At 64.2% G+C, this 22,932-nt stretch carries 21 protein-coding genes; 6 read left to right on the top strand and 15 right to left on the bottom strand.

Features of this window, described 5'->3' with window-relative positions:
• Window positions 1-18: 18 nt before the first annotated feature.
• Complete coding sequence (locus AC5O5R_RS18790; protein ID WP_494514642.1) at window positions 19-1,098, bottom strand: extracellular solute-binding protein; 1,080 nt, start codon at window positions 1,096-1,098, stop codon at window positions 19-21.
• Between the two features lie 102 nt (window positions 1,099-1,200).
• On the opposite strand from AC5O5R_RS18790, the gene AC5O5R_RS18795 reads away from it, so the two are divergent.
• Window positions 1,201-2,091 carry a LysR family transcriptional regulator gene (locus tag AC5O5R_RS18795; RefSeq protein WP_172218465.1) on the top strand — a complete coding sequence of 297 codons (891 nt, stop codon included), beginning with the start codon at window positions 1,201-1,203 and terminating at the stop codon, window positions 2,089-2,091.
• Window positions 2,092-2,207: 116 nt separating this feature from the next.
• Here the strand turns inward: AC5O5R_RS18795 and AC5O5R_RS18800 are convergent, their stop codons facing one another.
• Together AC5O5R_RS18800 and AC5O5R_RS18805 are read right to left on the bottom strand one after the other, a co-directional pair.
• Window positions 2,208-4,634: a TonB-dependent receptor gene (locus AC5O5R_RS18800; RefSeq protein ID WP_172218538.1), complete on the bottom strand. Its 2,427-nt coding sequence runs from the start codon at window positions 4,632-4,634 to the stop codon at window positions 2,208-2,210.
• 143 nt (window positions 4,635-4,777) lie between these two features.
• Entirely contained in the window at window positions 4,778-5,902 is a 1,125-nt protein-coding gene (locus AC5O5R_RS18805) for a sigma-70 family RNA polymerase sigma factor (RefSeq protein ID WP_172218467.1), read from the bottom strand.
• A gap of 133 nt (window positions 5,903-6,035) precedes the next feature.
• Here AC5O5R_RS18805 and AC5O5R_RS18810 point away from each other — a divergent pair, with 133 nt between their 5' ends.
• Window positions 6,036-6,515, top strand: coding sequence for an LEA/WHy family protein (locus tag AC5O5R_RS18810; protein WP_172218469.1), 480 nt, complete (start codon window positions 6,036-6,038; stop codon window positions 6,513-6,515).
• Window positions 6,516-6,536: 21 nt separating this feature from the next.
• Here AC5O5R_RS18810 and AC5O5R_RS18815 read toward each other — a convergent pair whose 3' ends face one another.
• Window positions 6,537-6,800, bottom strand: a complete 264-nt coding sequence (locus AC5O5R_RS18815) for a hypothetical protein (protein WP_172218471.1) — start codon at window positions 6,798-6,800, stop codon at window positions 6,537-6,539.
• A gap of 124 nt (window positions 6,801-6,924) precedes the next feature.
• Here AC5O5R_RS18815 and AC5O5R_RS18820 point away from each other — a divergent pair, with 124 nt between their 5' ends.
• Complete coding sequence (locus AC5O5R_RS18820) at window positions 6,925-7,245, top strand: ElaB/YgaM/YqjD family protein (RefSeq protein ID WP_172218473.1); 321 nt, start codon at window positions 6,925-6,927, stop codon at window positions 7,243-7,245.
• A 21-nt stretch (window positions 7,246-7,266) separates the two neighbouring features.
• Here AC5O5R_RS18820 and AC5O5R_RS18825 read toward each other — a convergent pair whose 3' ends face one another.
• Window positions 7,267-7,884: a MiaE family protein gene (locus tag AC5O5R_RS18825; RefSeq protein WP_172218475.1), complete on the bottom strand. Its 618-nt coding sequence runs from the start codon at window positions 7,882-7,884 to the stop codon at window positions 7,267-7,269.
• 151 nt (window positions 7,885-8,035) lie between these two features.
• Here AC5O5R_RS18825 and AC5O5R_RS18830 point away from each other — a divergent pair, with 151 nt between their 5' ends.
• Window positions 8,036-8,899 (top strand): universal stress protein, encoded by an 864-nt coding sequence (locus AC5O5R_RS18830; protein ID WP_172218477.1) that lies wholly within the window; start codon window positions 8,036-8,038, stop codon window positions 8,897-8,899.
• A gap of 135 nt (window positions 8,900-9,034) precedes the next feature.
• Here AC5O5R_RS18830 and AC5O5R_RS18835 read toward each other — a convergent pair whose 3' ends face one another.
• The 10 genes from AC5O5R_RS18835 to AC5O5R_RS18880 form a co-directional block, all read right to left on the bottom strand.
• Window positions 9,035-9,238 carry a formate dehydrogenase subunit delta gene (locus tag AC5O5R_RS18835; RefSeq protein ID WP_172218479.1) on the bottom strand — a complete coding sequence of 68 codons (204 nt, stop codon included), beginning with the start codon at window positions 9,236-9,238 and terminating at the stop codon, window positions 9,035-9,037.
• Entirely contained in the window at window positions 9,235-12,117 is a 2,883-nt protein-coding gene (gene fdhF / locus AC5O5R_RS18840; protein ID WP_172218481.1) for a formate dehydrogenase subunit alpha, read from the bottom strand. Before fdhF ends, AC5O5R_RS18835 begins: the two co-directional genes overlap by 4 nt.
• On the bottom strand, window positions 12,114-13,673 hold the full coding sequence (locus AC5O5R_RS18845; protein ID WP_494511335.1) for a formate dehydrogenase beta subunit: 1,560 nt from the start codon (window positions 13,671-13,673) through the stop codon (window positions 12,114-12,116). Before AC5O5R_RS18845 ends, fdhF begins: the two co-directional genes overlap by 4 nt.
• Window positions 13,667-14,149 carry a formate dehydrogenase subunit gamma gene (locus AC5O5R_RS18850; RefSeq protein WP_172218485.1) on the bottom strand — a complete coding sequence of 161 codons (483 nt, stop codon included), beginning with the start codon at window positions 14,147-14,149 and terminating at the stop codon, window positions 13,667-13,669. Before AC5O5R_RS18850 ends, AC5O5R_RS18845 begins: the two co-directional genes overlap by 7 nt.
• A 393-nt stretch (window positions 14,150-14,542) precedes the next feature.
• Entirely contained in the window at window positions 14,543-15,256 is a 714-nt protein-coding gene (locus tag AC5O5R_RS18855; protein ID WP_172218487.1) for a tellurite resistance TerB family protein, read from the bottom strand.
• Window positions 15,257-15,372: 116 nt separating this feature from the next.
• Window positions 15,373-15,927, bottom strand: coding sequence for a helix-turn-helix domain-containing protein (locus tag AC5O5R_RS18860; RefSeq protein ID WP_172218488.1), 555 nt, complete (start codon window positions 15,925-15,927; stop codon window positions 15,373-15,375).
• Between the two features lie 197 nt (window positions 15,928-16,124).
• Complete coding sequence (locus AC5O5R_RS18865) at window positions 16,125-17,483, bottom strand: aspartate aminotransferase family protein (RefSeq protein WP_172218490.1); 1,359 nt, start codon at window positions 17,481-17,483, stop codon at window positions 16,125-16,127.
• Between the two features lie 67 nt (window positions 17,484-17,550).
• Window positions 17,551-18,324 carry a gamma-glutamyl-gamma-aminobutyrate hydrolase family protein gene (locus AC5O5R_RS18870; protein ID WP_172218492.1) on the bottom strand — a complete coding sequence of 258 codons (774 nt, stop codon included), beginning with the start codon at window positions 18,322-18,324 and terminating at the stop codon, window positions 17,551-17,553.
• 84 nt (window positions 18,325-18,408) lie between these two features.
• Window positions 18,409-19,755, bottom strand: a complete 1,347-nt coding sequence (locus AC5O5R_RS18875) for a glutamine synthetase family protein (RefSeq protein WP_172218494.1) — start codon at window positions 19,753-19,755, stop codon at window positions 18,409-18,411.
• A 27-nt stretch (window positions 19,756-19,782) separates the two neighbouring features.
• On the bottom strand, window positions 19,783-20,337 hold the full coding sequence (locus tag AC5O5R_RS18880) for a helix-turn-helix domain-containing protein (RefSeq protein ID WP_172218496.1): 555 nt from the start codon (window positions 20,335-20,337) through the stop codon (window positions 19,783-19,785).
• Between the two features lie 458 nt (window positions 20,338-20,795).
• On the opposite strand from AC5O5R_RS18880, the gene dusA reads away from it, so the two are divergent.
• The gene (gene dusA, locus AC5O5R_RS18885; protein WP_172218498.1) at window positions 20,796-21,797 is read left to right on the top strand and encodes a tRNA dihydrouridine(20/20a) synthase DusA; all 1,002 of its coding nucleotides are present in this window, start codon (window positions 20,796-20,798) and stop codon (window positions 21,795-21,797) included.
• A 170-nt stretch (window positions 21,798-21,967) separates the two neighbouring features.
• Window positions 21,968-22,894, top strand: coding sequence for a transaldolase (gene tal, locus AC5O5R_RS18890; RefSeq protein WP_172218500.1), 927 nt, complete (start codon window positions 21,968-21,970; stop codon window positions 22,892-22,894).
• The last annotated feature ends 38 nt before the right edge of the window (window positions 22,895-22,932 follow it).

The following is a 22,932-nucleotide window of genomic DNA, read 5'->3' on the forward strand; positions in this document are numbered from 1 at the left end:
CTCCTTTGTCGTTATGGGTTACTGACGGCTGCGGAAGGCGGTCCACAGGCGGTTGCGCTGACGCAGGTCGGCCAGGGCCATGCTGCGGTCGGCGTACAGCCGCTGGCGTACCTCGGCAGGCGGGTAGATGTCCGGGTCATTGCGCACCGCCTCGTCCACCAACGGTGTGGCCGCCTGGTTGGCATTGGCGAAGAACAGCGTGTTGGTCAGCGCCGCCACCGATTCGGGCTTGAGCATGAAGGCGATGAATGCCCGCGCCGCTTCGGGGTGCGGGGCGTCCTTGGGGATGACCAGGTTGTCCTGCCACACCAGCGTACCCTCGCGGGAGATGCGATAGATCAGGTCGAACGGCTTGCCGGCCCGGCGCGCCTGATCGGCGGCCATCGCGGCATCGCCGTTGTAGGTCAGCGCCAGGCACACGCTGCCGTTGGCCAGGTCGCTGATCTGCCGGCCGTTGGCGACGTAGCTGATCGACGGCTGCAACTGGTTCAGCAGGTTCTGCGCTGCGGCCAGGTCGTCCTTGTCCTGGCTGTAAGGATCCTTGCCCAGGTAATTCAGGGCCACCCCGATCACCTCCTGTGGCGAGTCGGGCATGGCGATGCCGCAGTCCTTCAAGCGGCTGGCGTACTCAGGCTTGAACAACAGGTCAAGGCTGTCCAGCGGCACATCGCCCAGGCGCTGGCGCACCGCCTCCACATTCACCCCCAAGCCCAGGGTACCCCAGGTGTACGGCACCGCATGGCGGTTGCCCGGGTCGGCCTCGGCCAGCTTGGCTAGCAGGTCCTTGTCGAGGTTGGCGTAGCCAGGCATGCCCTGGGCGTCCAGCGGCTGCAGGGCATTGGCCTTGAGCGCCCGGGCCAGCACGGTCGATGACGGCACCACCACGTCGTAGCCACTGCCGCCCGTCAGCAGCTTGGTTTCCAGCACTTCGGTGGTATCGAAGGTGTCGTAGCGCACCTTGTAACCGGTTTCCCGTTCGAACTGCTGCAGGGTTTGCGGGGCGACATAGTCGGCCCAGCTGTAGAGGTTGACGACCTTTTCTTCGGCTTGCAGCGGCAAGGCCAGGACCAGGGACAACAGGCACAACGATCGACGCATGACGGACACCTCGGCAAATGGGTGGATGCCGCCAGCATGCCAGCCGGGTTACATTGCAGGAATGGCAAGTTTGCAAAGCTGACATTCATCAGGAGCAATGTAATGCTCGGACAAGTGCACGATCCCGACCTGCACCTGCTGCGGCTGTTCGTCACTGTAGTCGAGGCCGGTGGCTTCAGCGCTGCGCAAGGTGTGCTGGGCCTTGCCCAGCCCACCATCAGCCAGCGCATGGCACAGCTGGAGGCGCGCCTGGGCTACCGCCTGTGCAGCCGCGGCAAGGGCGGGTTTCGCCTGACGGAAAAAGGCGGGCTGTTGCTGGACGCGGCCCGCGCGCTGCTGCTCAACATCGAGCAGTTTCGCCAGCAGGCCAATGGTGCTGCCGGGCGGTTGCTGGGGACCGTGCGTATCGGCATGGCGGAAAACCAGGACAAGACGGTGAGCCTGAAGCTGGCAGCGGCCATTGCCGCGTTTCGCTCGCGGCAAGAGTCGGTGCAGCTGGAGCTGATCAGTGCACCGCCGGCGGAGCTGGAGCGACTACTGCTGGAGCAGCGGCTGGATTACGCCATCAGCTACTTTTCCGGCAGCCAGGCCGCCTTCGACTACCAGCCGCTGTTCGAGGAGCGGCAGCGGCTGTTTTGCGGCAAGGGGCACGTGCTGTTTGGCGAGGCGGACGTTGAGCTTGAGCGCTTGCTGGAGCTCGACCAGGTGCGCCATCCCTACCGGCTTCTGAAAAGCGGCGAGCCGTTCCAGAGCCGGCGCAGCATGGCGGTGGCGGAACAGATCGAGAGCGTGCTGACGTTGATTCTGTCGGGGCGGCATATCGGCTATCTGCCGTGTCATTGCGCACGCGCGTGGGAGGCCGACGGGCTGTTGTGGGCGCTGGATGCGGGACTGGACTTTGTCGTGCCGTTCACCCTCGCCCGGCACCGGGCGCAGGTGGTCGGCGAAGCGCAACAGGCGTTTGCGCAGGATTTGCTGGCAGCGTTTGCCTGAACCGGCCTCTTCGCGGGTAAACCCGCTCCCACAGGGATCGCGCACGCTTCAAAAATTTTGCGCGAGACAGTTGCTCCCACAGTGACGGCGCCAGTGGCCGGGTCAGGCAGCAACCATCAGTAAGCCATGCTCCAGGTCAGCGTGTAGGTACGCCCGCGGCCTTGGTAGTCATACAGGTACGCCGGCCCATATGTCGGGGCATAGAACAGCGTCGCGCGCTGCCCCCAGACCGTGCTGTATTGCTTGTCCAGCAGGTTCTGGACGCCGGCGCTGAGGGTGCCGAAGCCGGTGTCCTGGCTGGCCAGCAGGTCGAAGGTGGTATAGCCGTCGATCTCGTGGTCGGCATCGTCCTTCAGGCTGAATGCGTGGTTGGCCTGCAGCCGCGCGCTGCGGCCATCGCCCTTCCAGCCGACGAACGCGGTGGCTTTGGACAGCGACGCATAGCGGGCGTCACGCTTGATCCAGCCGCCATCCACAGCCTCTTCCTCGGAGCGGGTCAGGTGCAGCGTGCCACCGGCTTCCCAACCGGTCTGGAAATGCCGGGTCAGCGCCCCTTCAAAGCCGAAGTCGCGGCTTTTCTGCTCTTCCACGTTGATGGTCAGGGTCTGCGAATCGACGTTGATGATCTTGTCCGACCAGATGTAGTACAGCGCCGCCTGGGCATCCCAGTCCAGGTCAGCATAGCGCCAGCCCAGTTCCACCTGGCGACTCTTGATGCCGGTCAGCGGGTTGTCGGCCACGCTCAAGCCTGGCTTGCCGTAGTACTTGGCCGGGTCCGGCAGGTCGAAGCCTTCGCCGTAGTTGGTCCAGACCTGGTGGCCGTTCTTGAAGTCGTAGATGGCGCCGAGGTTGAACAGGTTGACCTGGTAATCGTTGCTGCCGCCGGGCACGCCCTTGAAGTCGCTGACGTCTACGTCCATCTGCTGGCGCCGGGCACCGCCGGACAGAGTCAGGTTGTCGCTGGCATGCCAATCGAGCTGGGCGTACACCGACACGCCGTCGACCCGGTAGCTTGGGTAACGCGCGGCCTTGCTCTCCTTTTCCATGTCAAGGCCACCCGACGCCGACGAGGTCAGGGCGTTGAAGGTGGTCTGCTCGGCGTTGAAGCGCTCGCGGTCCAGATCGACGCCGTAGGTCAGCTTCAGCGTGTCCCACTGCTTGGCGAACAGGCCCTTGAGGCTGGTGACCTCGAAGTTCTGCTGCGAGGCGGCGAAGTACACGCCGCGCGAGCCGGTGGGCGTGGCGCGGTTGTAGTACGGGAACGGGTAGAAGTTGTCGTCTTCCTTGCGGTAGGACGCCTGCAGGTAGAAGTCCTGGCCCAGCACATCGGTGTGGTGGTAGTTGGCGTTCAGCAGCAGGCGACGGGTACGCGGCTCCAGGTCGGACGAATAACCACTGCGCAGCTCAGCGTCTTCCAGGTCAGACGGCGCGTTGTAGTTCAGGTTGGGGAAGTAGATGCCGGTGCTGCCATGGTTGCCCGAGTCATAGTACTGGGCCAGCAGGTCGAGGCTCTGCTGGTCGTTCAGCTGCAAGCCCAGGGTGCCCAGTACGTCGATGGTGCGGTTGTACTGCAGGTCGGTCTGGGTATTGTCGATGAAGATCTGGTCGCCAGCACCGTCGTAGAAGGCTTCGTTCTGCTCGCCGGAGATACCCAGGCGGGCATTGACCCGCTCGTTGCCGCCACTGATCGACTGGGCAAAGCGCGTGGCCAGGTCGTCGCTGTTGTTGAAGCCGCTGCTGGCGCCTAGCTGGGTCTCGAAGCGCGCCGGGCCAGGCTCGCCCTTTTTAGTCACGATATTGATGATGCCGCCGGTGGCGCCGCCGCCATAAATGGCACTCGCGCCGGACAGCACCTCAACCCGCTCGACGTTGAACGGCGAAATGCTGTCGAACTGGCGCGACAGGCCGCGCGAGCTGTTCTGGCTGACCCCGTCGATCATCACCAGCACGTTGCGCCCGCGCATGTTCTGGCCGTAGTTGGTACGTCCTTCCGGGGCCAGGTCGAGGCCCGGCACCAGCTTGCCGATAGCTTCCTTCAGGCTGACGCCGCTGTCGATCTGCTCACGCAGCTGCTGCTGGTCGACCACCCAGACCGTGCCGGGGATTTCGCTGATCGCGGTGCTGGTACGCGAGGCGACGCTGACCTGAATCGGCTTTAGGTTGACCGCCTGCGGCGCTGGCTGGGCCGTGCGCAGGGTGACCGTGCGGGCGTCGCTGAAATGCCAGCGCATGCCACTGCCGGCCAGCAGCTGCTGCAGCGCCTGCTCGATGCTGTAGCTGCCTTGCAAGGCGGGGCTGACCTGGCCGGCGACATCGCCGGTGGTGTACAGCAGGTGCAGCCCAGCCTGGTCGGCAAACGCGGTCAGGGCCTGGTCCAGGGGCTGGGCTGGCAGGTCGAGCTGGACCTGGCGGGCCTGAACCTGGGCCGGCTCGGCCGCCGGGGCGGCCCAGGTCGGCAGCGGGCCGGCCAGCATGGCCAGGGCACTGCAGGACATCAGGGCATGGTGGACAGGGCTGCGGCGGTGGTGCAAGGGCTTGAGCATCAGAGGCACGAATGAGCTTCCAGACAAGTCGTAGATGAGAATGGGTTGCTGATCAGTCCCACTACGACGATCTGGCTTGCAGGAACTTGCAGTGCTGGATGAATTTTTTTCGCTTCGGCCTCTTTGCGGCTTCTACATGCCGATCAATGCACCACGGCCAACCACGGCAGGTAGGTGACCTTCAGGCCATAACGCTGCTCCAAAGTACGCAGCAAGGCCTCAGGTTCATCCAGGTCGAACACCCCGCTCACCTCCATCGCCGCCAGCTGGCGGTCGGACAGCACGATATGCCCGTGCCGGTAGCGCTCAAGCTCGGCCAGCACCTGGCCCAGCGGCTTGCCATTGAAGATCAGCTTGCCGCGTTGCCAGGCCATCTGCACGCTGGCATCGGCCGCTATCGCCAGTTCATGCTCGCCGACCTTGGCTTCGCCTTGCGCCAATACCACGCGGCCATCGCGGCGCACGCTGAAGGTGGCGGCACTGCCCTGCACCCGCTCACCCGCGCTATCGACCACGAAAGGCCGTGCATCATCAGCGGTCTCGAACAGGGCCTCACCAGACGCCAGCACCACCCGCCGCTCACGGTCAGTGTATGTGACGCTCAAGGCACTGGCGCTGTTCAACGTGACGCGTGTGCCATCGGCCAAGGTAATCACCCGCCGCTCACCCACTCCGGTGTGGTAATCGGCCAACAGCATCGGCGCCTGCTGCCAGCCCGCTACTGCCGCGACCAGCAAGACTACCGAGGCCGCCACGCCCGCCTGTTTCAGCCAGCCGCGGCAATGGCGCAGGGCCTGGCCAATGTATTTGGCCACCATGCTCTCGGAAACGCCCAGGCGCAGTGCGATCTGCGCCTGGGTCAGGCCCTCGATGCGGTTGAGCAACAGCGCTTGGCGGGCATTGGCAGGCAGTTGCAACAGCGCTTGATCAAGAATCTGCAGCCGCTCGCGAGCCAGCAGTGCCGCCTCAGGTGCCGGCGCCGGGCACGCCAGCTCGCTTGCCCCGTCGCTGTCGTCGTGGCTGGCGGCAATGCGCCGTTCGCGGCGCAAGGTATCGATGGCCAGGTTGCCAGCCACACGGAAGATGAAACTGCGCGCATGCAGCACCGGCACCGCCTGCTCATCGATGTGCAGCAGTTTCAGGTAGGTTTCCTGTGCCACGTCGGCCGCACGCTGGCGGTCGCTCATGCGCCGGGTCAGAAACTGCAGCAGGTCGTCGTAGTGCTCCTGGAAACTCGCCAGCAGGCTCGACACGGGAGACGTCAGCATGGGTTGGGAAAGGCCAGTAGGAGAAATTATCGGGCGTTAATGAGAAACAGTATCTTTCATCTCGACGATCACTTTCAACGCCGACCCGTATTTGCCACACTGCCAGCGTGTTTTCTCTGGCAAGGCCGCCCCCATGACTGCCCTTCTGCACCGCTCTACCCGCTGGCTTCTGGTCCTGTTGATGGCTTACGGCCTTGGGGCCTGTGCACTTTTACAGCCACGCGACCCGCTGAACATCAGCGTGATCGGCATCGAGCCGCTGCCCGGGCAGGAGCTGGAAATGCGCATGGCAGTGAAAATGCGGGTGCAAAACCCCAACGAGGCCGCCATCGACTACAACGGCATCGCCCTGAACCTGGAGGTTAACGGCCAACCGCTGGCCGCCGGGGTCAGTGACCAGCAAGGCCATATTGGCCGTTACGACGAAGCAGTAATTGTGGTGCCGGTAAGCATCACGGCATTTTCCTTCCTGCGCCAGGCCTATGGGCTGGGCCAGGTGAACTCGCTGCAGGGCCTGCCGTACAAGCTTCGCGGCAAGCTGGCCGGTGGGCCGCTGGGCACCGTACGCTTTACCGACGAGGGCAAGCTGGACTTGCCCAAGGGCACGTACTGACAAGCGCCCGACGGGTTGCAATCAGCGGCTGGCGCTGGCGGCAGCCATCAGCTTGTTGACTTCGCTGCGCACCATGCTGGCGTATTCGGGCGGGGTCATGCCCTCCAGCTCGGCGCGCACCCACTCGGCCCATTTGCCCTTGCGCCGCGGTTTTTCGGCAATCAGCCGGGCAGCGTCGCCCTTGGCCTTGCCCAGGTTGCTCTGCCACATCGCGAACAGCCGGGCCTTTTCAGCCTCGATCTGCGCCCGTTCCTCGAAGCTCATGTTGGCCAGATTGAAACTCATGACTCACCTGCCTGATCCGTAAATGGCGGCTATCTTACACCAGCGTGCCGCCGTCACGCCGACGCAACTTTTCCGGTGCACAAGTATCCATTGTTCAAACCACCCCATCGACGAGGACGAGTTCATGGCCCGCAAAAACGCCGCACAGGCTGACAGCGATCAGATCAAGGACCAGGTATTCAGCGAGTTGCAGTCGCTGATCGAAGAATCGGAGAAGCTGCTGACCGAGAGCGCCGCCCTGGTTGGCGAAGAGGCAGATAACCTGCGCGCGCAGGTCAGCCTCAAGCTCAAGCAGGCGCGCCAGGCCGCCGGTAACATGCGTGACAAGGCGCAGCCAGTGGTGGACGCCACCCAGGACTACATTGGTGGCCACCCGTGGCAGACGGTGGCCATTTCTGCAGGTTTCGGCCTGGTGGTCGGCCTGCTGCTGGGGCGGCGCAACTGAACGCCGGGCCGCCTGGTGCGATCAGGCGGCCTGCGCCAAGGGTATGCCACTGTGAAAGCGCAGCTCCTGGTCCGGTGACTGGATCAGCTCCACTTCTGCTGCACGAACCAGCTCCACCCGGCAGGCGATGTCCGCCTCATCGCCATAGTTGTGCGCCAGTTTCAGGTAGCCCTGGTAGTGGCGCGCTTCGCTTTTCAGCAGGCCGTGGTAGAAGCGGCCCAGCTCCTCATCCAGGTGCGGTACCAGTGCGGCGAAACGCTCGCAGCTGCGCGCCTCGATGAACGCCCCCACCACCAGCGTGTCCACCAGCTTGACCGGCTCGTGGGACCGCACCAGGCGGCGCAAGCCCGAGGCATAACGCCCGGCCGAGACCGGGCGCAGTGGCACGCCGCGGCGCTTCATCAGGCGCAGCACCTGCTCGTGGTGCACCAGCTCTTCGCGGGCCAGGCGCGACATCATATTGATCAGGTCGAGGTGGGTATTGTACTTGGCCATCAGGCTCAAGGCGGTGCTGGCGGCCTTGAATTCGCAGTTCTTGTGGTCGATCAGCAGGGTTTCCTGGTCGGCGAGCGCCGCTTCGATCCAGGCGTCTGGCGTCGGGCAGCCAAGAAAGGCGTCGATTTCGGGGATCAGGGACATAGGGTGCGACCACACAGAACAGGCAGGGTCGGCGATTATACCGGCGGCGGCCGTCGGCGCCAGTGACTATGCTTGATGTACATCAAGCGCCAGCCAGGGTAGCACCGGCTATAGTCAAGCACCGGTGCCACCTTTGAAGGGAGTTGCCCCCATGCAAGCCGTCCGCAGCATCCTCGTCGTCCTCGACCCCGACCACGCCCACAGCCGGGCGCTGACCCGGGCCAAGCTGATTGCCGGCGTCACCGGCGCACGCCTGCACCTGCTGATGTGCGACAAGCGGCATGACCACAGCGCGTTGCTGAGCCTGCTGAGCAGCCAGCTGCATGATGACGGTTATGACAACGTCACCCATGAACAGGCCAGGCATGACACCCTGCATGAATCCATCATTGCCGTGCAGCAGGCCGAAGGCTGCGAGCTGGTGATCAAGGAGCACCGCCCGGACAACCCGCTGAAGAAGGCCCTGCTCACCCCCAGTGACTGGAAGCTGCTGCGCCAGTGCCCGTGTGCGGTGCTGATGGTCAAGAGCGAGCGGCCCTGGACCGCGGGCAAGGTGCTGGCCGCAGTGGACGTGGGCAACCAGGACGAAGACCACCGCCGCCTGCATGCCAGCATCATCGACCATGGCTTCGAGATCGCCAAACTGGCCAAGGGTGAGCTGCACGTCATCAGTGCCCATCCGTCGCCAATGCTGTCGGCCTCGGACCCGACGTACCAGCTGAGCGAGACCATCGAACAGCGCTACCGCGAAGCATGCAACGCGTTCCAGGCCGAGTACGGCATCAGCGACGAGTGCCTGCATGTGGCTGAAGGGCCGGCGGATGTGCTGATCCCGCATACCGCACAGAAGCTCGATGCGGTGGTAACGGTGATTGGCACCGTGTGCCGTACCGGGATTACCGGGGCGTTGATCGGCAATACCTCGGAAGTGGTGCTGGACAAGCTGGAGGGTGATGTACTGGTACTCAAAAGCGAAGAAGCCATCGCCCACCTGGCCGAACTGGCCCGCGGCTGAGTTCGACCTGCCAGGGCCCTATCGCCGGCAAGCCAGTTCCCACATCGACCGCATTGACCTGAAGCCATGCACAGCACCTGTGGGAGCTGGCTTGCCGGCGATGGGCTGCGAAGCAGCCCCAAAAAGCACCAGCCGCTACGCCAATGCTTCGCGCACTTTCGGGTCCACCCCCTCCCCTTCGTTAGCCGCAACCCAGGCTGCCAGCTGCTGGCGCATGGCCGGCGTCCAGAAGCTCTGCAAATGCTGCCGCACCCCTTGCACCGCCAGCGCACGGTCTGGCTCGCTGTCGAAGTAATGGGCAATCTGGTTGGCCATCTTGACCAGGTTGTCGCTGCTCATCGGCGTACCTCGGCTTGCTCCGCTGTACGGCGTTCCTGCAGCAGGCGCCGCTGTTCATCACTGAAGTCCTGGTAACGCTGCTGCCATTGCGACGGCTGGAACACCTTCACCACCTCCACCGCTGTGACCTTGTACTCGGGGCAGTTGGTGGCCCAGTCCGAGTTGTCGGTAGTGATCACGTTGGCCCCCGACTCGGGGAAGTGGAAAGTGGTGTACACCACCCCCGGCGCCACCCGCGCACTGACTTTGGCCCGTAGCACGGTCTGCCCGGCGCGGCTGCCGATGCCGACCCAGTCACCGTCCTGGATGCCACGGCTTTCGGCGTCGGTCGGGTGGATTTCGAGGCGGTCGGCATCATGCCAGGCGACGTTGCCGGTACGCCGGGTCTGGGCGCCGACGTTGTACTGGCTGAGGATGCGCCCGGTGGTCAGCAGCAGTGGGTAACGGTTGTTGACCTTCTCGTCGGTGGGCACATAGCCGGTCAGCATGAAGCGCCCCTTGCCGCGCACGAACTGGTCGATGTGCATGGTCGGCGTGCCGTCCGGCGCGGCGTCGTTGCAGGGCCATTGCAGGCTGCCCTGGCGGTCGATTTCGGCGTAGCTGACGCGGCGGAAGGTGGGCGTCAGGCGGGCGATTTCCTCCATGATCTGGGACGGATGCTGGTAGTTCATCGGATAGCCCAGCGCGTTGGCCAGGGCCACGGTGGCCTCCCAGTCGGCCTTGCCGGCCAGCGGCTCCATGACCTTGCGCACCCGCGAGATACGCCGCTCGGCGTTGGTGAAGGTGCCGTCCTTTTCCAGGAACGAACTGCCCGGCAGGAACACATGGGCGAACTTGGCGGTTTCATTCAGGAAGATATCCTGCACCACCACGCACTCCATGGCGCGCAAGGCAGCAGTGACGTGCTGGGTATTGGGGTCGCTCTGGGCGATGTCCTCGCCCTGGCAGTACAGGGCCTTGAAGCTACCGTCCAGCGCCGCCTCGAACATGTTGGGAATGCGCAGCCCCGGGTCAGGCTGCAAGGTCACGCCCCAGGCCCGCTCGAACTCGGCGCGTACCCCTTCGTTGGAAATATGCCGGTAACCGGGCAGTTCGTGGGGGAACGAGCCCATGTCACACGATCCCTGCACGTTGTTCTGCCCGCGCAACGGGTTTACCCCTACCCCTTCGCGGCCGATGTTGCCGGTGGCCATGGCCAGGTTGGCGATGCCCATGACGGCGGTACTGCCCTGGCTGTGCTCGGTCACGCCCAGCCCGTAATAGATGGCCGCGTTGCCGCCGGTGGCGTAGAGCCGGGCAGCGGCGCGAATCTGCTCGGCGGGTACGCCGCAGACCGGGCCGAGCAGCTCGGGGGCGTTGTCCGCCAGGCTGACGAAATCGCGCCAGCGGGCGAAGTCTGCGGTTTCGCAGCGGGCATCGATGAAGCGCTGGGCCAGCAGGCCCTCGGTGACGATCACATGGGCCAACGCGTTGAGCATGGCCACGTTGGTGCCCGGGCGCAGTTGCAGGTGCAGGTCTGCACGGGCGTGCGGCGAATCGACCAGGTCGATGCGCCGGGGGTCGATCACGATCAGCCGTGCGCCCTGGCGCAGGCGGCGCTTGAGCTGCGAGCCGAACACCGGATGGGCGTCGGTAGGGTTGGCGCCGATCACCAGCACCACGTCGGCCTGCATCACCGAATCGAAGCTTTGCGTGCCGGCCGATTCGCCGAGGGTCTGCTTCAGGCCATAGCCGGTGGGTGAATGGCACACCCGCGCGCAGGTATCGACATTGTTGTTACCGAAGGCAGTGCGCACCAGTTTCTGCACCAGGTAGGCTTCTTCGTTGGTGCAGCGGCTGGAGGTGATACCACCGATGGAGTCGCGCCCGTACTTGAGCTGAATGCGACGGAACTCGCTGGCGGCGTAATTCACCGCCTCGTCCCAGCTGACCTCCTGCCACGGGTCTTCCAGCCGCTTGCGGATCATCGGTCTGGTGATGCGGTCCGGGTGGGTGGCGTAGCCCCAGGCGAAGCGGCCCTTGACGCAGGCGTGGCCGTGGTTGGCACCGCCGTTCTTGTCGGGGACCATGCGCACCAGCGTGTCACCCTTCATTTCAGCGCGGAACGAGCAGCCGACACCGCAGTACGCGCAGGTAGTGATGACCGAACGCTCAGGCTGGCCAAGCTGGACCAGGCTCTTTTCGGTCAGGGTTGCGGTCGGGCAGGCCTGCACGCAGGCGCCGCAGGACACGCACTCCGAGGCCAGGAAATTTTCACCACCCGCAGCCGCCACCCGCGACTCGAAGCCACGCCCGGTGATGGTCAGGGCAAAGGTACCCTGGATGTCCTCGCAGGCGCGTACACAGCGGCTGCAGACGATGCACTTGCTCGGCTCATAGTCGAAATACGGGTTGGAGACGTCCTTTTTTTCGGCCAGGTGGTTGGCCCCGTCATAGCCGTAGCGCACCTCGCGCAGGCCGACCTGGCCGGCCACGGTCTGCAGCTCGCAGTTGCCGTTGGCCGAGCAGGTCAGGCAGTCCAGCGGGTGGTCGGAGATGTACAACTCCATCACGTTGCGGCGCAGGCCCGCCAGGCGCGGGGTTTCGGTACGCACCTGCATGCCTTCGCTGACCGGGGTGGTGCAGGACGCCGGGTAGCCGCGCATGCCCTCGATTTCCACCATGCACATGCGGCATGAGCCGAAGGCTTCAAGGCTGTCTGTGGCGCACAGCTTGGGAATGCTGGTGCCGAGCATGGCTGCGGCGCGCATTACCGACGTGCCGGCGGGCACGCTGATGGCGCGGCCATCGATGTGCAGGCTGACCTGTACCTCGCTGTCACGGGCCGGGGTGCCGAGGTCGCTGCTTTTATCAAAATCGGGGTCGAAGTAATTGATCACTGCGCGGCCTCCGTGGTGGTCAGCCCAAAATCGGCGGGGAAGTACTTGAGGGCGCTGGCCACAGGGTACGCGGTCATGCCGCCCATGGCGCACAGCGAGCCATATTGCAGGGTGTCGCACAGGTCGCGCAGCAACAGCGCCTGGTCGTGGCGCTCGGTGAAATCGCTGCTGGCGATCAGCCGGTCGACCACTTCCATGCCGCGGGTGGAGCCGATGCGGCACGGGGTGCATTTACCGCAGGACTCTTCGGCGCAGAACTGCAGGGCGAAGCGCGCCATGCTGGCCATGTTCAGGGTGTCGTCGGCCACCACCACGCCGCCGTGACCGAGCATCGCGCCCATGGCCGCGAAGGCTTCGTAGTCCAGGGGCGTATCAAAGTGGCTGGGCGGCACCCAGGCACCCAGCGGGCCGCCGACCTGCGCAGCCTTCAGCGGCCGGCCACTGGCAGTGCCGCCGCCGTAGCCTTCGACCAGCTCACGCAGGGTCAGGCCGAAGGCGCGTTCCACCAGGCCACCCTGGCGGATGTTGCCGGCCAGCTGGAACGGCATGGTGCCCAGCGAACGGCCCATGCCGAAATCACGATAGAACGCTGCGCCTTTGGCCAGGATGATGGGCACCGAAGCCAGGGTGAGCACGTTGTGCACCAGCGTCGGCAGCCCAAACAGCCCCTGCAGTGCCGGCAGCGGTGGTTTGGCGCGGACAATGCCGCGCTTGCCTTCGATGGATTCGAGCAGCGCGGTTTCTTCGCCACAGATATAGGCGCCCGCCCCCACCCGCACTTCCAGGTCGAACGCCTGGCCGCTGCCGGCGACATCGCTGCCCAGGTAGCCGGCATCACGCGCCAGGGCGAAGGCCTGGTTCAGCACGCGAATGGCGTCGGGGTATTCAGAGCGCACATAGATGTAGCCCTTGTCGGCGCCCACTGCCAGGCCGGCGATGATCATGCCTTCGATCAGCAGGAAGGGGTCGCCTTCCATCAGCATGCGGTCGGCGAAGGTGCCGGAATCGCCTTCGTCGGCGTTGCAGACCACGTACTTCTGCCCGGCCCCCGCGTCCCGCACCGTACGCCACTTGATGCCGGCCGGGAACGCTGCGCCGCCCCGGCCGCGCAGACCGGAATCGAGCACGGCAGCGACCACTTCGGCCCCGTCCAGGGCCACCGCCGCTGCAAGACCGGCAAAGCCGCCGTTGGCGCGGTAGTCGTCCAGCGACAGTGGCCGGGTAATGCCGGCTCGGGCGAACAGCAGGCGTTGCTGGGTCTTGAGATAAGGTATTGCCTCGACTGGCCCCAGCGCCAGCGAGTGGCCGCCGGGTTCGCCGGCTAAAGCATCGAGCAACGATGGCACGTCCTGCGGGGTGACCGGGCCGAAACCCAGGCGACCCTGGACGCTGTCGCACTCCAGCAGCGGCTCCAGCCAGTAGAGCCCGCGCGAACTGGTGCGCTGGATCTCCACCGGCAACTGGCGGCGCGCAGCCTCGCGCTGCAAGGCATCGGCAACCTGATCGGCGCCGACGGCACGGGCGATCGAATCACAAGGGATGTACACCTTCAGCATGCTGCGTCCTCCCGGCAACCGTTCACCAGGGCGCGCAAGCGCTCCGGGGTGAGCCGTGCGTGCACCTGGCCGTCCAGTTCCAGCGCCGGCGAGCAGGCGCAGGCGCCCAGGCAGTACACCGGGCGCAGGCTGATGGCGCCGTCGGCGCTGGTGCCGTGGTCGTCCAGTGCCAGCTGCTCGCGCAGCTGCGCGGCCAGGGCCTCGGCGCCACGGCTCTGGCACGACTCGGCGCGGCACAGGCGCAGGGTGTGGCGTGCTGGCGCAGCGGTGCGGAAGTCGTGGTAGAAGCTGATTACCCCGTGCACCTCGGCCAGGCTGAGGTTCAAGGCATGGGCGATTTCGGGAATGGCGGCTTCCGGGATGAAACCGATGTCGTGCTGGATGGCGTGCAGGATCGGCAGCAGCGCGCCAGGGGTATCCTTGTCGCGCGCCAGGATGCGCTGGATCACGGGCAGGTGGAGCAATTCATCAGGCATACAGCGGACCTCGGAATCACGGACCCCGCCTGAATTGTTGTAAGGGCAGGTATCCGGCGTGTTCTGCTGCGGCGCGCCGGCCACGTCACGGTTGCGTGGTGCTGGCGGCCTCCTCGCCCACGGCCGCGCGTCTGCGCGCACTGGTCCCTAGGCATCCTGCAAGCATGGCACTTGTAGCGTTTGAGGGTTGCGTGCGAGCGACCAGGCGCATTCTGAAACCGACCTGCGGTGGTTCTGGCTGCGGGAGGGGCATGTACAGGGGTTGCAGTAGCAGGTGCCCTGCCCTGGCAGCGCGGCAAAAGCCTGCACCATCGAGGAAACAGAGCGGCCCGTGGACCTAGAGAACCCGGTTTCCCCGGTTTCAACGCATGCCGACATCAACCTCTGGCCCGTTCAAGCGGCGCCTTTGGCCTGCTGTTCCAGCTGCAGTTGCAATGCCGGATCGAGCTGCAGTGCGGCGGCCAGTTCGTCCAGGTAGGCGCGCTCTGCGTCCTGCTGGTCGTCCACCAGCATTACGCTGGCCAGGTACATTTCCGCAGCCATGGCCGGGTCCTGGGCCGACCGGGCCACCTCGGCAGCATCGAGTGGCTTGCCGACTTCCTCATCCAGCCATTGCTGCAGTTGCGGGTCGCTGGTTTGCCGTTTGATCTCTGCGTAGATCAACTGTTGTTCCTGCTCGTCGACACGGCCGTCAGCCTTGGCTGCCGCAATCAGCGCACGCAGGATTGCATGGCTGTGGCCCTCGGCCTCGGGGCCGGACAATTGATCGACCGTACGAAGTGCCGCCTGCGGGGCTGCCGCCTGACTGCGCTGCCAGCTTTGATAGGCCTGGAACGCCATCATCCCCAACGATGCCAAGGCCGCGTAGTTGCTGCCACCCGCGGAGCGCCCCTGGGCAAAGCCGCCAGCGCTGCCGCCACTGCCACCCAACAGACCGCCCAGCAGACCACCAAGGCCGCCACCGCCGCGCGTGGCACCGCCGCCACCGAGCAAGCCGCCAAGCAACCCGCCCAGGGTGTCCTGCGATGACGGGCCGGCACTTCCTTGTTGCGCTTGCGAGCCTTGCCCGGCCCTGAGTAACTGTTCAAGCAGATCACTGGTGTTCATGGCTCCGCCCTCGGCTGGTAGTCGTTGCCCAGACAAGCAACGATAGTCCCCTCAAAGCGATACGCCATGACCGTCTGGCGCGATAGCCACGCGGATGACTGTGGTGCGCCCTCGCCTCAGCTGAACACCCAGAGCACCCGGGTGGGCTTGTCGGTGAGGTTGGCGTAGCGAAACCTTGCGTGAGGTTGCAGCTGGAAACTGTCACTGGCCTGCAGCGTTACCGGCTCGCCGCCATCCAGCCAGACGGTCAGCTCGCCTTCAAGCACGAAACAGCCTTGTTCCGAACTGTCGTCCAGGTACGCCTCGCCGCTGCTGGCGCCCGGCTGCAGGTGGCTGTCAAGCATGGAGAAGGCGCCGGATATGCTGGGCGATGCCAGCACATCGGTGATACCGCCGGCCAGGTGCAGCGTGCGACGCTCGTGAGGGCGGGTGACCCAGTCGAGTTCGCGGGGCTTTTCCAGCTTGTAGAAATAGGCCGTCGACACGCCAAGCTCTTCACTGATGGCCGTGAGGTCGGCCACGGTCGGGCGCGATACGCCGCGCTCGACCTGGGACAGAAAGCCCACCGAACGGCCGATGCGCTGGGCCAGTTCGCCCAAGGTGAGGCCTTTGAACTTGCGCAGGTCGCGAATCAGTACTGCCAGGCCTTCGACTTCTTCATGCACTTTCATAGTTGAATCGCGACTTTCGGACGGGAAATTGATGCCCTGAAAAGTACATGATTCACCTGACAAAGCAAAATGCCTTGGCGCGGCTGCCTCAGGAATAATTGTCCCGAAACAAATGTAGCAGCCTTGTGCTGCGAAGCGCCGCGCGGGCGGCGCTCGATCTCACAGGCGCTGAATATGGACAGCCAGGCCCTCTATCCTTAACGAACCGCCTCGTACGTCAAATCCAGGCACGTGCGCGCTTTTGCCACCAGTTCGTCGATTTCCTCGATGCTGATCACCAGCGGCGGCGCGATGATCATGGTGTCGCCCACGGCGCGCATGATCAGGCCGTTGTCGAAGCAGTGCTGGCGACAGATCATGCCGACACCTTTGCCTTCATGACGGGCACGGGTGGCCTTGTCTTTCACCAGCTCGATCGCACCGAGCATGCCCAGGCCGCGCACTTCGCCTACCAGCGGGTGGTCGGCCAGCTCGCGCAGGCGTTGTTGCAGATAAGGCGCGGTTTTTTCCCGGACCTGCTCGATGATCTGCTCGTCCCGCAGGATCCGCAGGTTCTCCAGGCCCACCGCAGCCGCCACCGGGTGCCCGGAATAGGTGAAGCCGTGGTTGAAATCGCCGCCTTCGCTGATGACCTTGGCCACGTCGTCCCGCACGATCACACCGCCCATGGGAATGTAGCCAGAGGTAAGGCCCTTGGCGATGGTCATCAGGTCGGGCTTGAGGTCGTAGTAATCGGTACCGAACCACTCCCCGGTACGGCCGAAGCCGCAGATCACTTCATCGGCGACGAACAGGATGTCGTATCTGGCGAGGATTTCCTTGATCTTCGGCCAGTAGGTCTGCGGCGGGATGATCACGCCACCGGCGCCCTGGATGGGTTCGGCGATAAACGCGGCGACATTGTCCACGCCCACTTCCAGGATCTTTTTCTCCAGCTGCTCGGCCGCCCACACGCCGAAGTCGGCCTCGGTCATGTCGCCGCCTTCGCCATACCAGTAGGGCTGCGGGATGTGCACGATATCCGGGATCACCCCCCCCTGCTGGTGCATGCCGCTCATGCCGCCCAGGGCCGCGCCTGCCACGGTGGAGCCGTGGTAGCCGTTGATGCGGCCGATGATGACCTTCTTGCTGCTCTGGCCCTTGATCGCCCAGTAGTGGCGGACCATGCGCAGCACGGTGTCGTTACCTTCCGAGCCGGAGCCGGTGAAAAACACATGGTTCATGCCTTGCGGCGCCACATCGGCGATGGCCTTGGCCAGCTCCAGCGCCGGTGGGTGCGCGGTCTGGAAAAACAGGTTGTAGTACGGCAACTGTTTCATCTGCTGACTGGCAACCTCGGCCAGCTCATCGCGACCATAGCCGACCGCCACGCACCACAGGCCGGCCATGCCATCGAGGATCTTGTTGCCCTCGCTGTCCCAGAGGTATACGCCCTTGGCCGAGGTGATGATGCGCGGGCCTTTCTCGGCCAGTTGCTTCACGTCGCTGAACGGGGCCAGGTGATGGTCACGGCTCATGGCCTGCCAGGCGAGGGTTTGCGAATTCTGTTCACGCATTGACTTCACTCCATCAAGTTGCGCAGCCGTGCTGCGCGGGTATTTTTGCAGTGGGGACGGTCGGTATTCAGGCCGACTTCAACAGCGTCTGGCGCAGTACCGAACGATGCCGACAGGCCTTGCCGAAGGCCTGGAAGATGGCCAGGTAATGGGGGTTGTCCATCACCTGAAACTCGGGGTGCCATTGCACGGCCAGGGCAAAACCCTTGCTGTTGCGTACCGAAATTGCTTCGACCAGGCCATCGGGCGCCAGCGCCTCCACCCGCAGCCCGTGCGCCAATACGTCGATGCCCTGGGCATGAATGGAATTGACCTCGATGATCGCCGGCAAGCCCATGCGCTCGAGCATGCCGCCCGGCTCGATATGCAAGGCGTGACGCGGGCCATATTGCTTGTCGATGGGCTCGTCCTTGCCTTCGCGGTGGTCCATGAACACGCCGGTCTGGTGAACGTTCTGGTGCAGGGTGCCGCCCAGCGCCACGTTCATTTCCTGAAACCCACGGCAAATGCCCAGCACCGGCACCCCGGCGGCAATGGCCGCACGCATCAGCGGCAAGGTGGTGGCATCACGCAAAGGGTCGTGATGGGTGCCTGCGGCACTCGCCGGCCCGTTGTAGTGGAACGGTTCGATGTTGGACGGCGAACCGGTGAAGATCAGCCCATCCACCACGTCGAGGATATCGGCGCTGTCCATCAGCTCTGCCAGGCTGGGAATCACGATCGGCAAGCCGGACGCGGCCTTGGCTGCCGCACGCGCGTACTTCTCGCTGATGGTCTGGGTTGCATGCTGTTCAATCATGCTGGTGCATGCGGTAATGCCGATAACGGGCACACGGGGCATATCTTCCTCCGGCAAATCCATATTGCGCGTTGTATTGAAACGCTAGAAAGAAAGGGCGCAGCGTCGCTGTTCGAGCGCCGGCACCTACAAGAACCAGCGGTACTCGCGGGCATCGATGTGCTGCATGAAGTCCAGTTGTTCCTGGTATTTGTTTTCGCAATAGACCATCACGAACTCACTGCCCAGGCCCTCGTTCAGGACCGGGTGGTGCCGCATGGCGGCCAGGGCGCTGAGGGCATCCTTGGGGAAATCGATGCCGCTCTGGCGGTTGTCGTTCAGCGGGGCGATAGGTTCGACGCCGCGATCCAGGCCATGCTCCATGCCGGTGAGGATGGCGGCCAGCACCAGGTACGGGTTGGCATCGGCGCCAGCGAGGCGGTGCTCGATGCGCAGGTTGCGCGGGTCGGACTCGGGTATGCGAATGCACGCATCGCGGTCTTCGAAGCCCCAGCTGGCCTTGCTCGCCGCGTTGACCATGGCGCCATAACGGCGGTAGGCGTTGTGGTTGGGGGCGAAGATCGGCATGCAGTGGGGCAGCAGTTCCAGGCACCCGGCCACCGCATGGCGCAGCTTGCGCTGTTCGGCGCCGGCCAGAATGTTGTTGCCGGCGTCGTCGTACAGGCTTACGTGTACATGCATGCCGCTGCCCGGTGCGTGCAGGTACGGCTTGCTCATGAAGCTGGCACGGTAGCCGTGCTTCAGGGCGATGCCACGGGTACTGCGGCAGAACAGCGCCGACCAGTCCGCCGCACTGAGGGCATCGTCGCTGTGGGAGAAATTGATCTCGAACTGGCCTGGGCCCAGCTCCGCCGTGATGACGTTGGCCGGCACGCCCTGCTCGTTGGCGCCATCGACCATTTCGTGCAGCACCGACGAGAACCGCGACAAGCGCTCGATGTGCATGTTCGGCTGGTCGTCCGGGTCTTCGCTCGCGGTGTCGCGTGGGTATTGCGGCTGGCCGTTGGCGAGCTTGCGGTCGAACAGGTAGAACTCCAGCTCGAAAGCCACTACCGGGCGGATACCACGCCTGGCCAGGCGCTGGATGACGCGGGCCAGCACTTCACGGGGCTCGAACTCGATAGGTTTGGCGGTGCCGTCGGAGGTGATAAGCATCTGGGCGATCATTTCCTGCTCCCAGCGCACCGGCTTCAGGGTACCCGGCACCAGGCGCCGTGTAGCATCCGGGTCGCCGTCGGCGAAGCAGTAGTCACCAATCGGGTACAGGCCACCCTGGGTACCCAGCAGCACACAGTTCTGCGGCAACTTCAGTGGCGTGCCGGCGGCGACTTTTTCCAGCATGTCCATGGGGTAGCGCTTGCCGTAGAAGTGCCCGGGGATATCCAGCGCAATCAGGTCGACATAACGTATGGCCGGGTACTGCGCCCGGAACGAGCGCACTTCAGTCAGCAGATCCGGAAAGATGACACTCATCTTCTTGTCCTTGTGAGGTGAACGAATTCAGTTGAAGACCCAGAGCACACGGGTGGGTTTGTCCGTCAGGTTGGCGTAGCGAAACTGCGCATGCGGGTGCAGCTGGAAGCAGTCGTTGGCTTGCAGGGTCACGGCATCGCCCTGGTCCAGCCACACCGTGAGCTCGCCTTCAAGCACGAAACAGCCCTGCTCGGAACGGTCACTGAGGTACGGCTCGCCACTGCTGGCGCCTGGCTCGAGATGGCTGTCGAGCATGGAGAAGGCGCCGGCGATGGTGGGCGACGCCAGCACATCGGTGATGCCCGATTCCAGATACAGCGTGCGCCGCTCGTGGGGGCGCGTGACCCAGCTGACGCTGCGGGGCTTGCTGAGGTTGTAGAAGTACGCGGTGGACACACCGAGCGCTTCGCTGATGGCGGTGAGGTCTGCAACCGTAGGGCGCGAGACACCGCGTTCAACCTGGGAGAGAAAGCCGACCGAGCGGTTGATCCGCTCGGCCAGCTCGCCCAGGGTCAGGTTCTTGAATTTGCGCAGGTCGTGAACAAGGATTGCGAGGGCTTCAAGCTCTTCGTGCATCTTCATGATTCGGACTGCCGTGAAATTTTTAGAGTTATTTTTCATGAAAAAATACACTAAAATTTTCACGAGTCAAGTGAGGGGGGACTGATTACCCAAGTACCAGTCAGTCAAGCACGTTGGGCTGATAGGTGATCGACATGGCAGTTTCAGCGCCTGTGAGATCGAGCGCCGCCCGCGCGGCGCTTCGCGGGTGAATCGGATCGCCGCACCGCCGCTCCCACATTTGTTGCAACGTACCAAACCTGTCAGGCCATGGTTGTCAGCCTTGTTGGCTTGACTGGATTTCTCGGTTGGCCACTCTGCAGCATCACCTGTCTCAAGCCATACACTGAACGATCAGGTATGGCACAGCCAGCCATCACCGGCCCAGACGCATGGCAGGCCAAGTTGGTAGACTATGCGCATTCCCCAAATCCACCCGGCTGCGCAGTACCCGGCCGGGTATCAGATATGTGCCCCAGATGCCCCAAGAATCCGCTGTAATTCAAGGCGCGGAACCGTCCCGCCGGTTTTCCGTTGCACCGATGATGGACTGGACAGACCGCCATTGCCGGTTCTTCCTGCGCCTGCTCTCCAAACACACCCTGCTCTACACCGAAATGGTCACCACCGGTGCCCTGCTGCACAACGACGCCCACCGTTTCCTGCGCCACGATATATCCGAGCACCCGCTGGCCCTGCAGCTGGGCGGTAGCGTCCCGGCCGACCTGGCCGCTTGTGCGCGCCTTGCGCAAGAAGCCGGCTACGACGAGGTCAACCTTAATGTCGGCTGCCCGAGTGACCGGGTGCAGAACAACATGATCGGCGCTTGCCTGATGGCTCACCCAGGCCTCGTTGCCGATTGCGTGAAAGCCATGCGGGATGCGGTGTCGACGCCGGTCACGGTCAAGCATCGCATCGGCATCAATGGCCGCGACAGCTATGCCGAGCTGTGCGACTTCGTTGGCCAGGTACGCGAGGCCGGTTGCCGGAGCTTTACCGTGCATGCGCGCATCGCGATCCTGGAGGGGCTGTCGCCAAAGGAGAACCGCGAGGTGCCGCCACTGCGTTATGACGTGGCGGCGCAGCTGAAAGCTGACTTTCCGGACCTGGAGCTGGTGCTCAACGGCGGTATCAAGACCTTGGCCGAATGCCAGGCGCACCTTGAAACCTTCGACGGCGTGATGCTGGGGCGCGAGGCATACCACAACCCTTACCTGCTGGCCGAAGTGGACCAGCAGCTGTTCGGCAGCGGGGCGGCGGTGGTCAGCCGCAGCGAGGTGCTGGCGCAGTTGCGGCCTTACATCGTTGCGCACATGGAAAGCGGTGGCGCGATGCATCACGTTACCCGGCATATCCTCGGGCTGGCCCAGGGGTTCAAGGGCGCGCGGCGGTTCCGCCAGCTGCTGTCGGCGGACATCCACAAGGCGGCGCAGCCGCTGGCGGTGTTTGACGAGGCGGTGGAGTTGTTGCAGGGGCGGTAATCACGCTTGCCAGGCGACGCGGTGGATGGACGGCGGAACCTCGTGGCAGCTTGTGACTCGAATGTTCACCTCTCGCAACGGCCGTCGCCGGCCAGCCCTGTTCCGCAGGCCCTTGAGCGGCCGTCGGGGCTCGGGTAATGTCGAGTAAATGCACAGGACAGAGCACGCCCATGACTTCCAAGCTGGAACAACTGAAGCAGTTCACCACCGTGGTCGCCGACACCGGGGACCTGGATGCCATCACCCGGCTGAAGCCGGTGGATGCCACCACCAACCCGTCGCTGCTGCTGAAGGCCGCCGCCATCCCCGGCTACGCCGACCTGCTCAAGCAGGTGAAAAGCGATGCCAAGGGTGATGTCGACCTGGCCTGCGACAAGTTTGCGGTAGCCGTGGGCTCGGGCATTCTCAAGGTCATCCCGGGGCGTATTTCCACCGAGGTGGATGCCCGCCTGTCGTTCGATGAGCCTGCCCTGCTGGCCAAGGCGCGCAAGCTGATCGAGCTGTACGAAGCGGCCGGCGTTGGCCGCGACCGCGTACTGATCAAGCTGGCGTCCACCTGGGAAGGCATCCGCGCCGCCGAGAAACTGGAAAAGGAAGGCATCCAGACCAACCTCACGCTGCTGTTCTCCTTCGCCCAGGCGCAGGCCTGCGCGGATGCCGGGGTATTCCTGATTTCGCCCTTCGTCGGCCGTATCTACGACTGGTACAAGAAAAGCACCGGCAAGGAATACGTGGGCGCCGAGGACCCAGGCGTGCAGTCGGTCACGCGTATCTACAACTACTACAAGGCCAATGGCTACGACACCGTGGTCATGGGCGCCAGCTTCCGCAATATTGGCCAGATCGAGCAACTGGCAGGCTGTGATCGCCTGACCATCAGCCCCGAGCTGCTGCAGCAACTGAGCGATGACCAGGGTGAATTGCCACGGGTGCTCAAGCCGGGCAATGCCGGCGAGGCGAGACAGCAGCTGAACGAAAGCCAGTTCCGCTGGGCGATGAACGAAGATGCCATGGGCACCGACAAGCTGGCCGAGGGTATCCGCCAGTTTGCGCGGGACCAGGAGAAGCTGGAGAAGTTGATGGCTGAAAAAACCTGATACATTTCGGGTTTGCCTGGCGGGCGGGAAATGTTCAG

This window comes from Pseudomonas sp. 8_5_2, from assembly GCF_059295255.1.

Bases quoted from the DNA above. Each gene is read 5' to 3' on its own strand.
- AC5O5R_RS18875 (WP_172218494.1), bottom strand. From the start codon at position 19,755: ATGAGTGTCATCTTTCCGGATCTGCTGACTGAAGTGCGCTCGTTCCGG.
- AC5O5R_RS18830 (WP_172218477.1), top strand. From the start codon at position 8,036: ATGCAAGCCGTCCGCAGCATCCTCGTCGTCCTCGACCCCGACCACGCC.
- AC5O5R_RS18870 (WP_172218492.1), bottom strand. From the start codon at position 18,324: ATGCCCCGTGTGCCCGTTATCGGCATTACCGCATGCACCAGCATGATT.
- AC5O5R_RS18815 (WP_172218471.1), bottom strand. From the start codon at position 6,800: ATGAGTTTCAATCTGGCCAACATGAGCTTCGAGGAACGGGCGCAGATC.
- AC5O5R_RS18845 (WP_494511335.1), bottom strand. From the start codon at position 13,673: ATGCTGAAGGTGTACATCCCTTGTGATTCGATCGCCCGTGCCGTCGGC.
- AC5O5R_RS18880 (WP_172218496.1), bottom strand. From the start codon at position 20,337: ATGAAGATGCACGAAGAGCTTGAAGCCCTCGCAATCCTTGTTCACGAC.
- dusA (WP_172218498.1), top strand. From the start codon at position 20,796: ATGCCCCAAGAATCCGCTGTAATTCAAGGCGCGGAACCGTCCCGCCGG.
- AC5O5R_RS18850 (WP_172218485.1), bottom strand. From the start codon at position 14,149: ATGCCTGATGAATTGCTCCACCTGCCCGTGATCCAGCGCATCCTGGCG.
- AC5O5R_RS18810 (WP_172218469.1), top strand. From the start codon at position 6,036: ATGACTGCCCTTCTGCACCGCTCTACCCGCTGGCTTCTGGTCCTGTTG.
- AC5O5R_RS18865 (WP_172218490.1), bottom strand. From the start codon at position 17,483: ATGCGTGAACAGAATTCGCAAACCCTCGCCTGGCAGGCCATGAGCCGT.
- AC5O5R_RS18835 (WP_172218479.1), bottom strand. From the start codon at position 9,238: ATGAGCAGCGACAACCTGGTCAAGATGGCCAACCAGATTGCCCATTAC.
- AC5O5R_RS18860 (WP_172218488.1), bottom strand. From the start codon at position 15,927: ATGAAAGTGCATGAAGAAGTCGAAGGCCTGGCAGTACTGATTCGCGAC.
- AC5O5R_RS18820 (WP_172218473.1), top strand. From the start codon at position 6,925: ATGGCCCGCAAAAACGCCGCACAGGCTGACAGCGATCAGATCAAGGAC.
- AC5O5R_RS18855 (WP_172218487.1), bottom strand. From the start codon at position 15,256: ATGAACACCAGTGATCTGCTTGAACAGTTACTCAGGGCCGGGCAAGGC.
- tal (WP_172218500.1), top strand. From the start codon at position 21,968: ATGACTTCCAAGCTGGAACAACTGAAGCAGTTCACCACCGTGGTCGCC.
- AC5O5R_RS18790 (WP_494514642.1), bottom strand. From the start codon at position 1,098: ATGCGTCGATCGTTGTGCCTGTTGTCCCTGGTCCTGGCCTTGCCGCTG.
- AC5O5R_RS18795 (WP_172218465.1), top strand. From the start codon at position 1,201: ATGCTCGGACAAGTGCACGATCCCGACCTGCACCTGCTGCGGCTGTTC.
- AC5O5R_RS18805 (WP_172218467.1), bottom strand. From the start codon at position 5,902: ATGCTGACGTCTCCCGTGTCGAGCCTGCTGGCGAGTTTCCAGGAGCAC.
- AC5O5R_RS18800 (WP_172218538.1), bottom strand. From the start codon at position 4,634: ATGCTCAAGCCCTTGCACCACCGCCGCAGCCCTGTCCACCATGCCCTG.
- AC5O5R_RS18825 (WP_172218475.1), bottom strand. From the start codon at position 7,884: ATGTCCCTGATCCCCGAAATCGACGCCTTTCTTGGCTGCCCGACGCCA.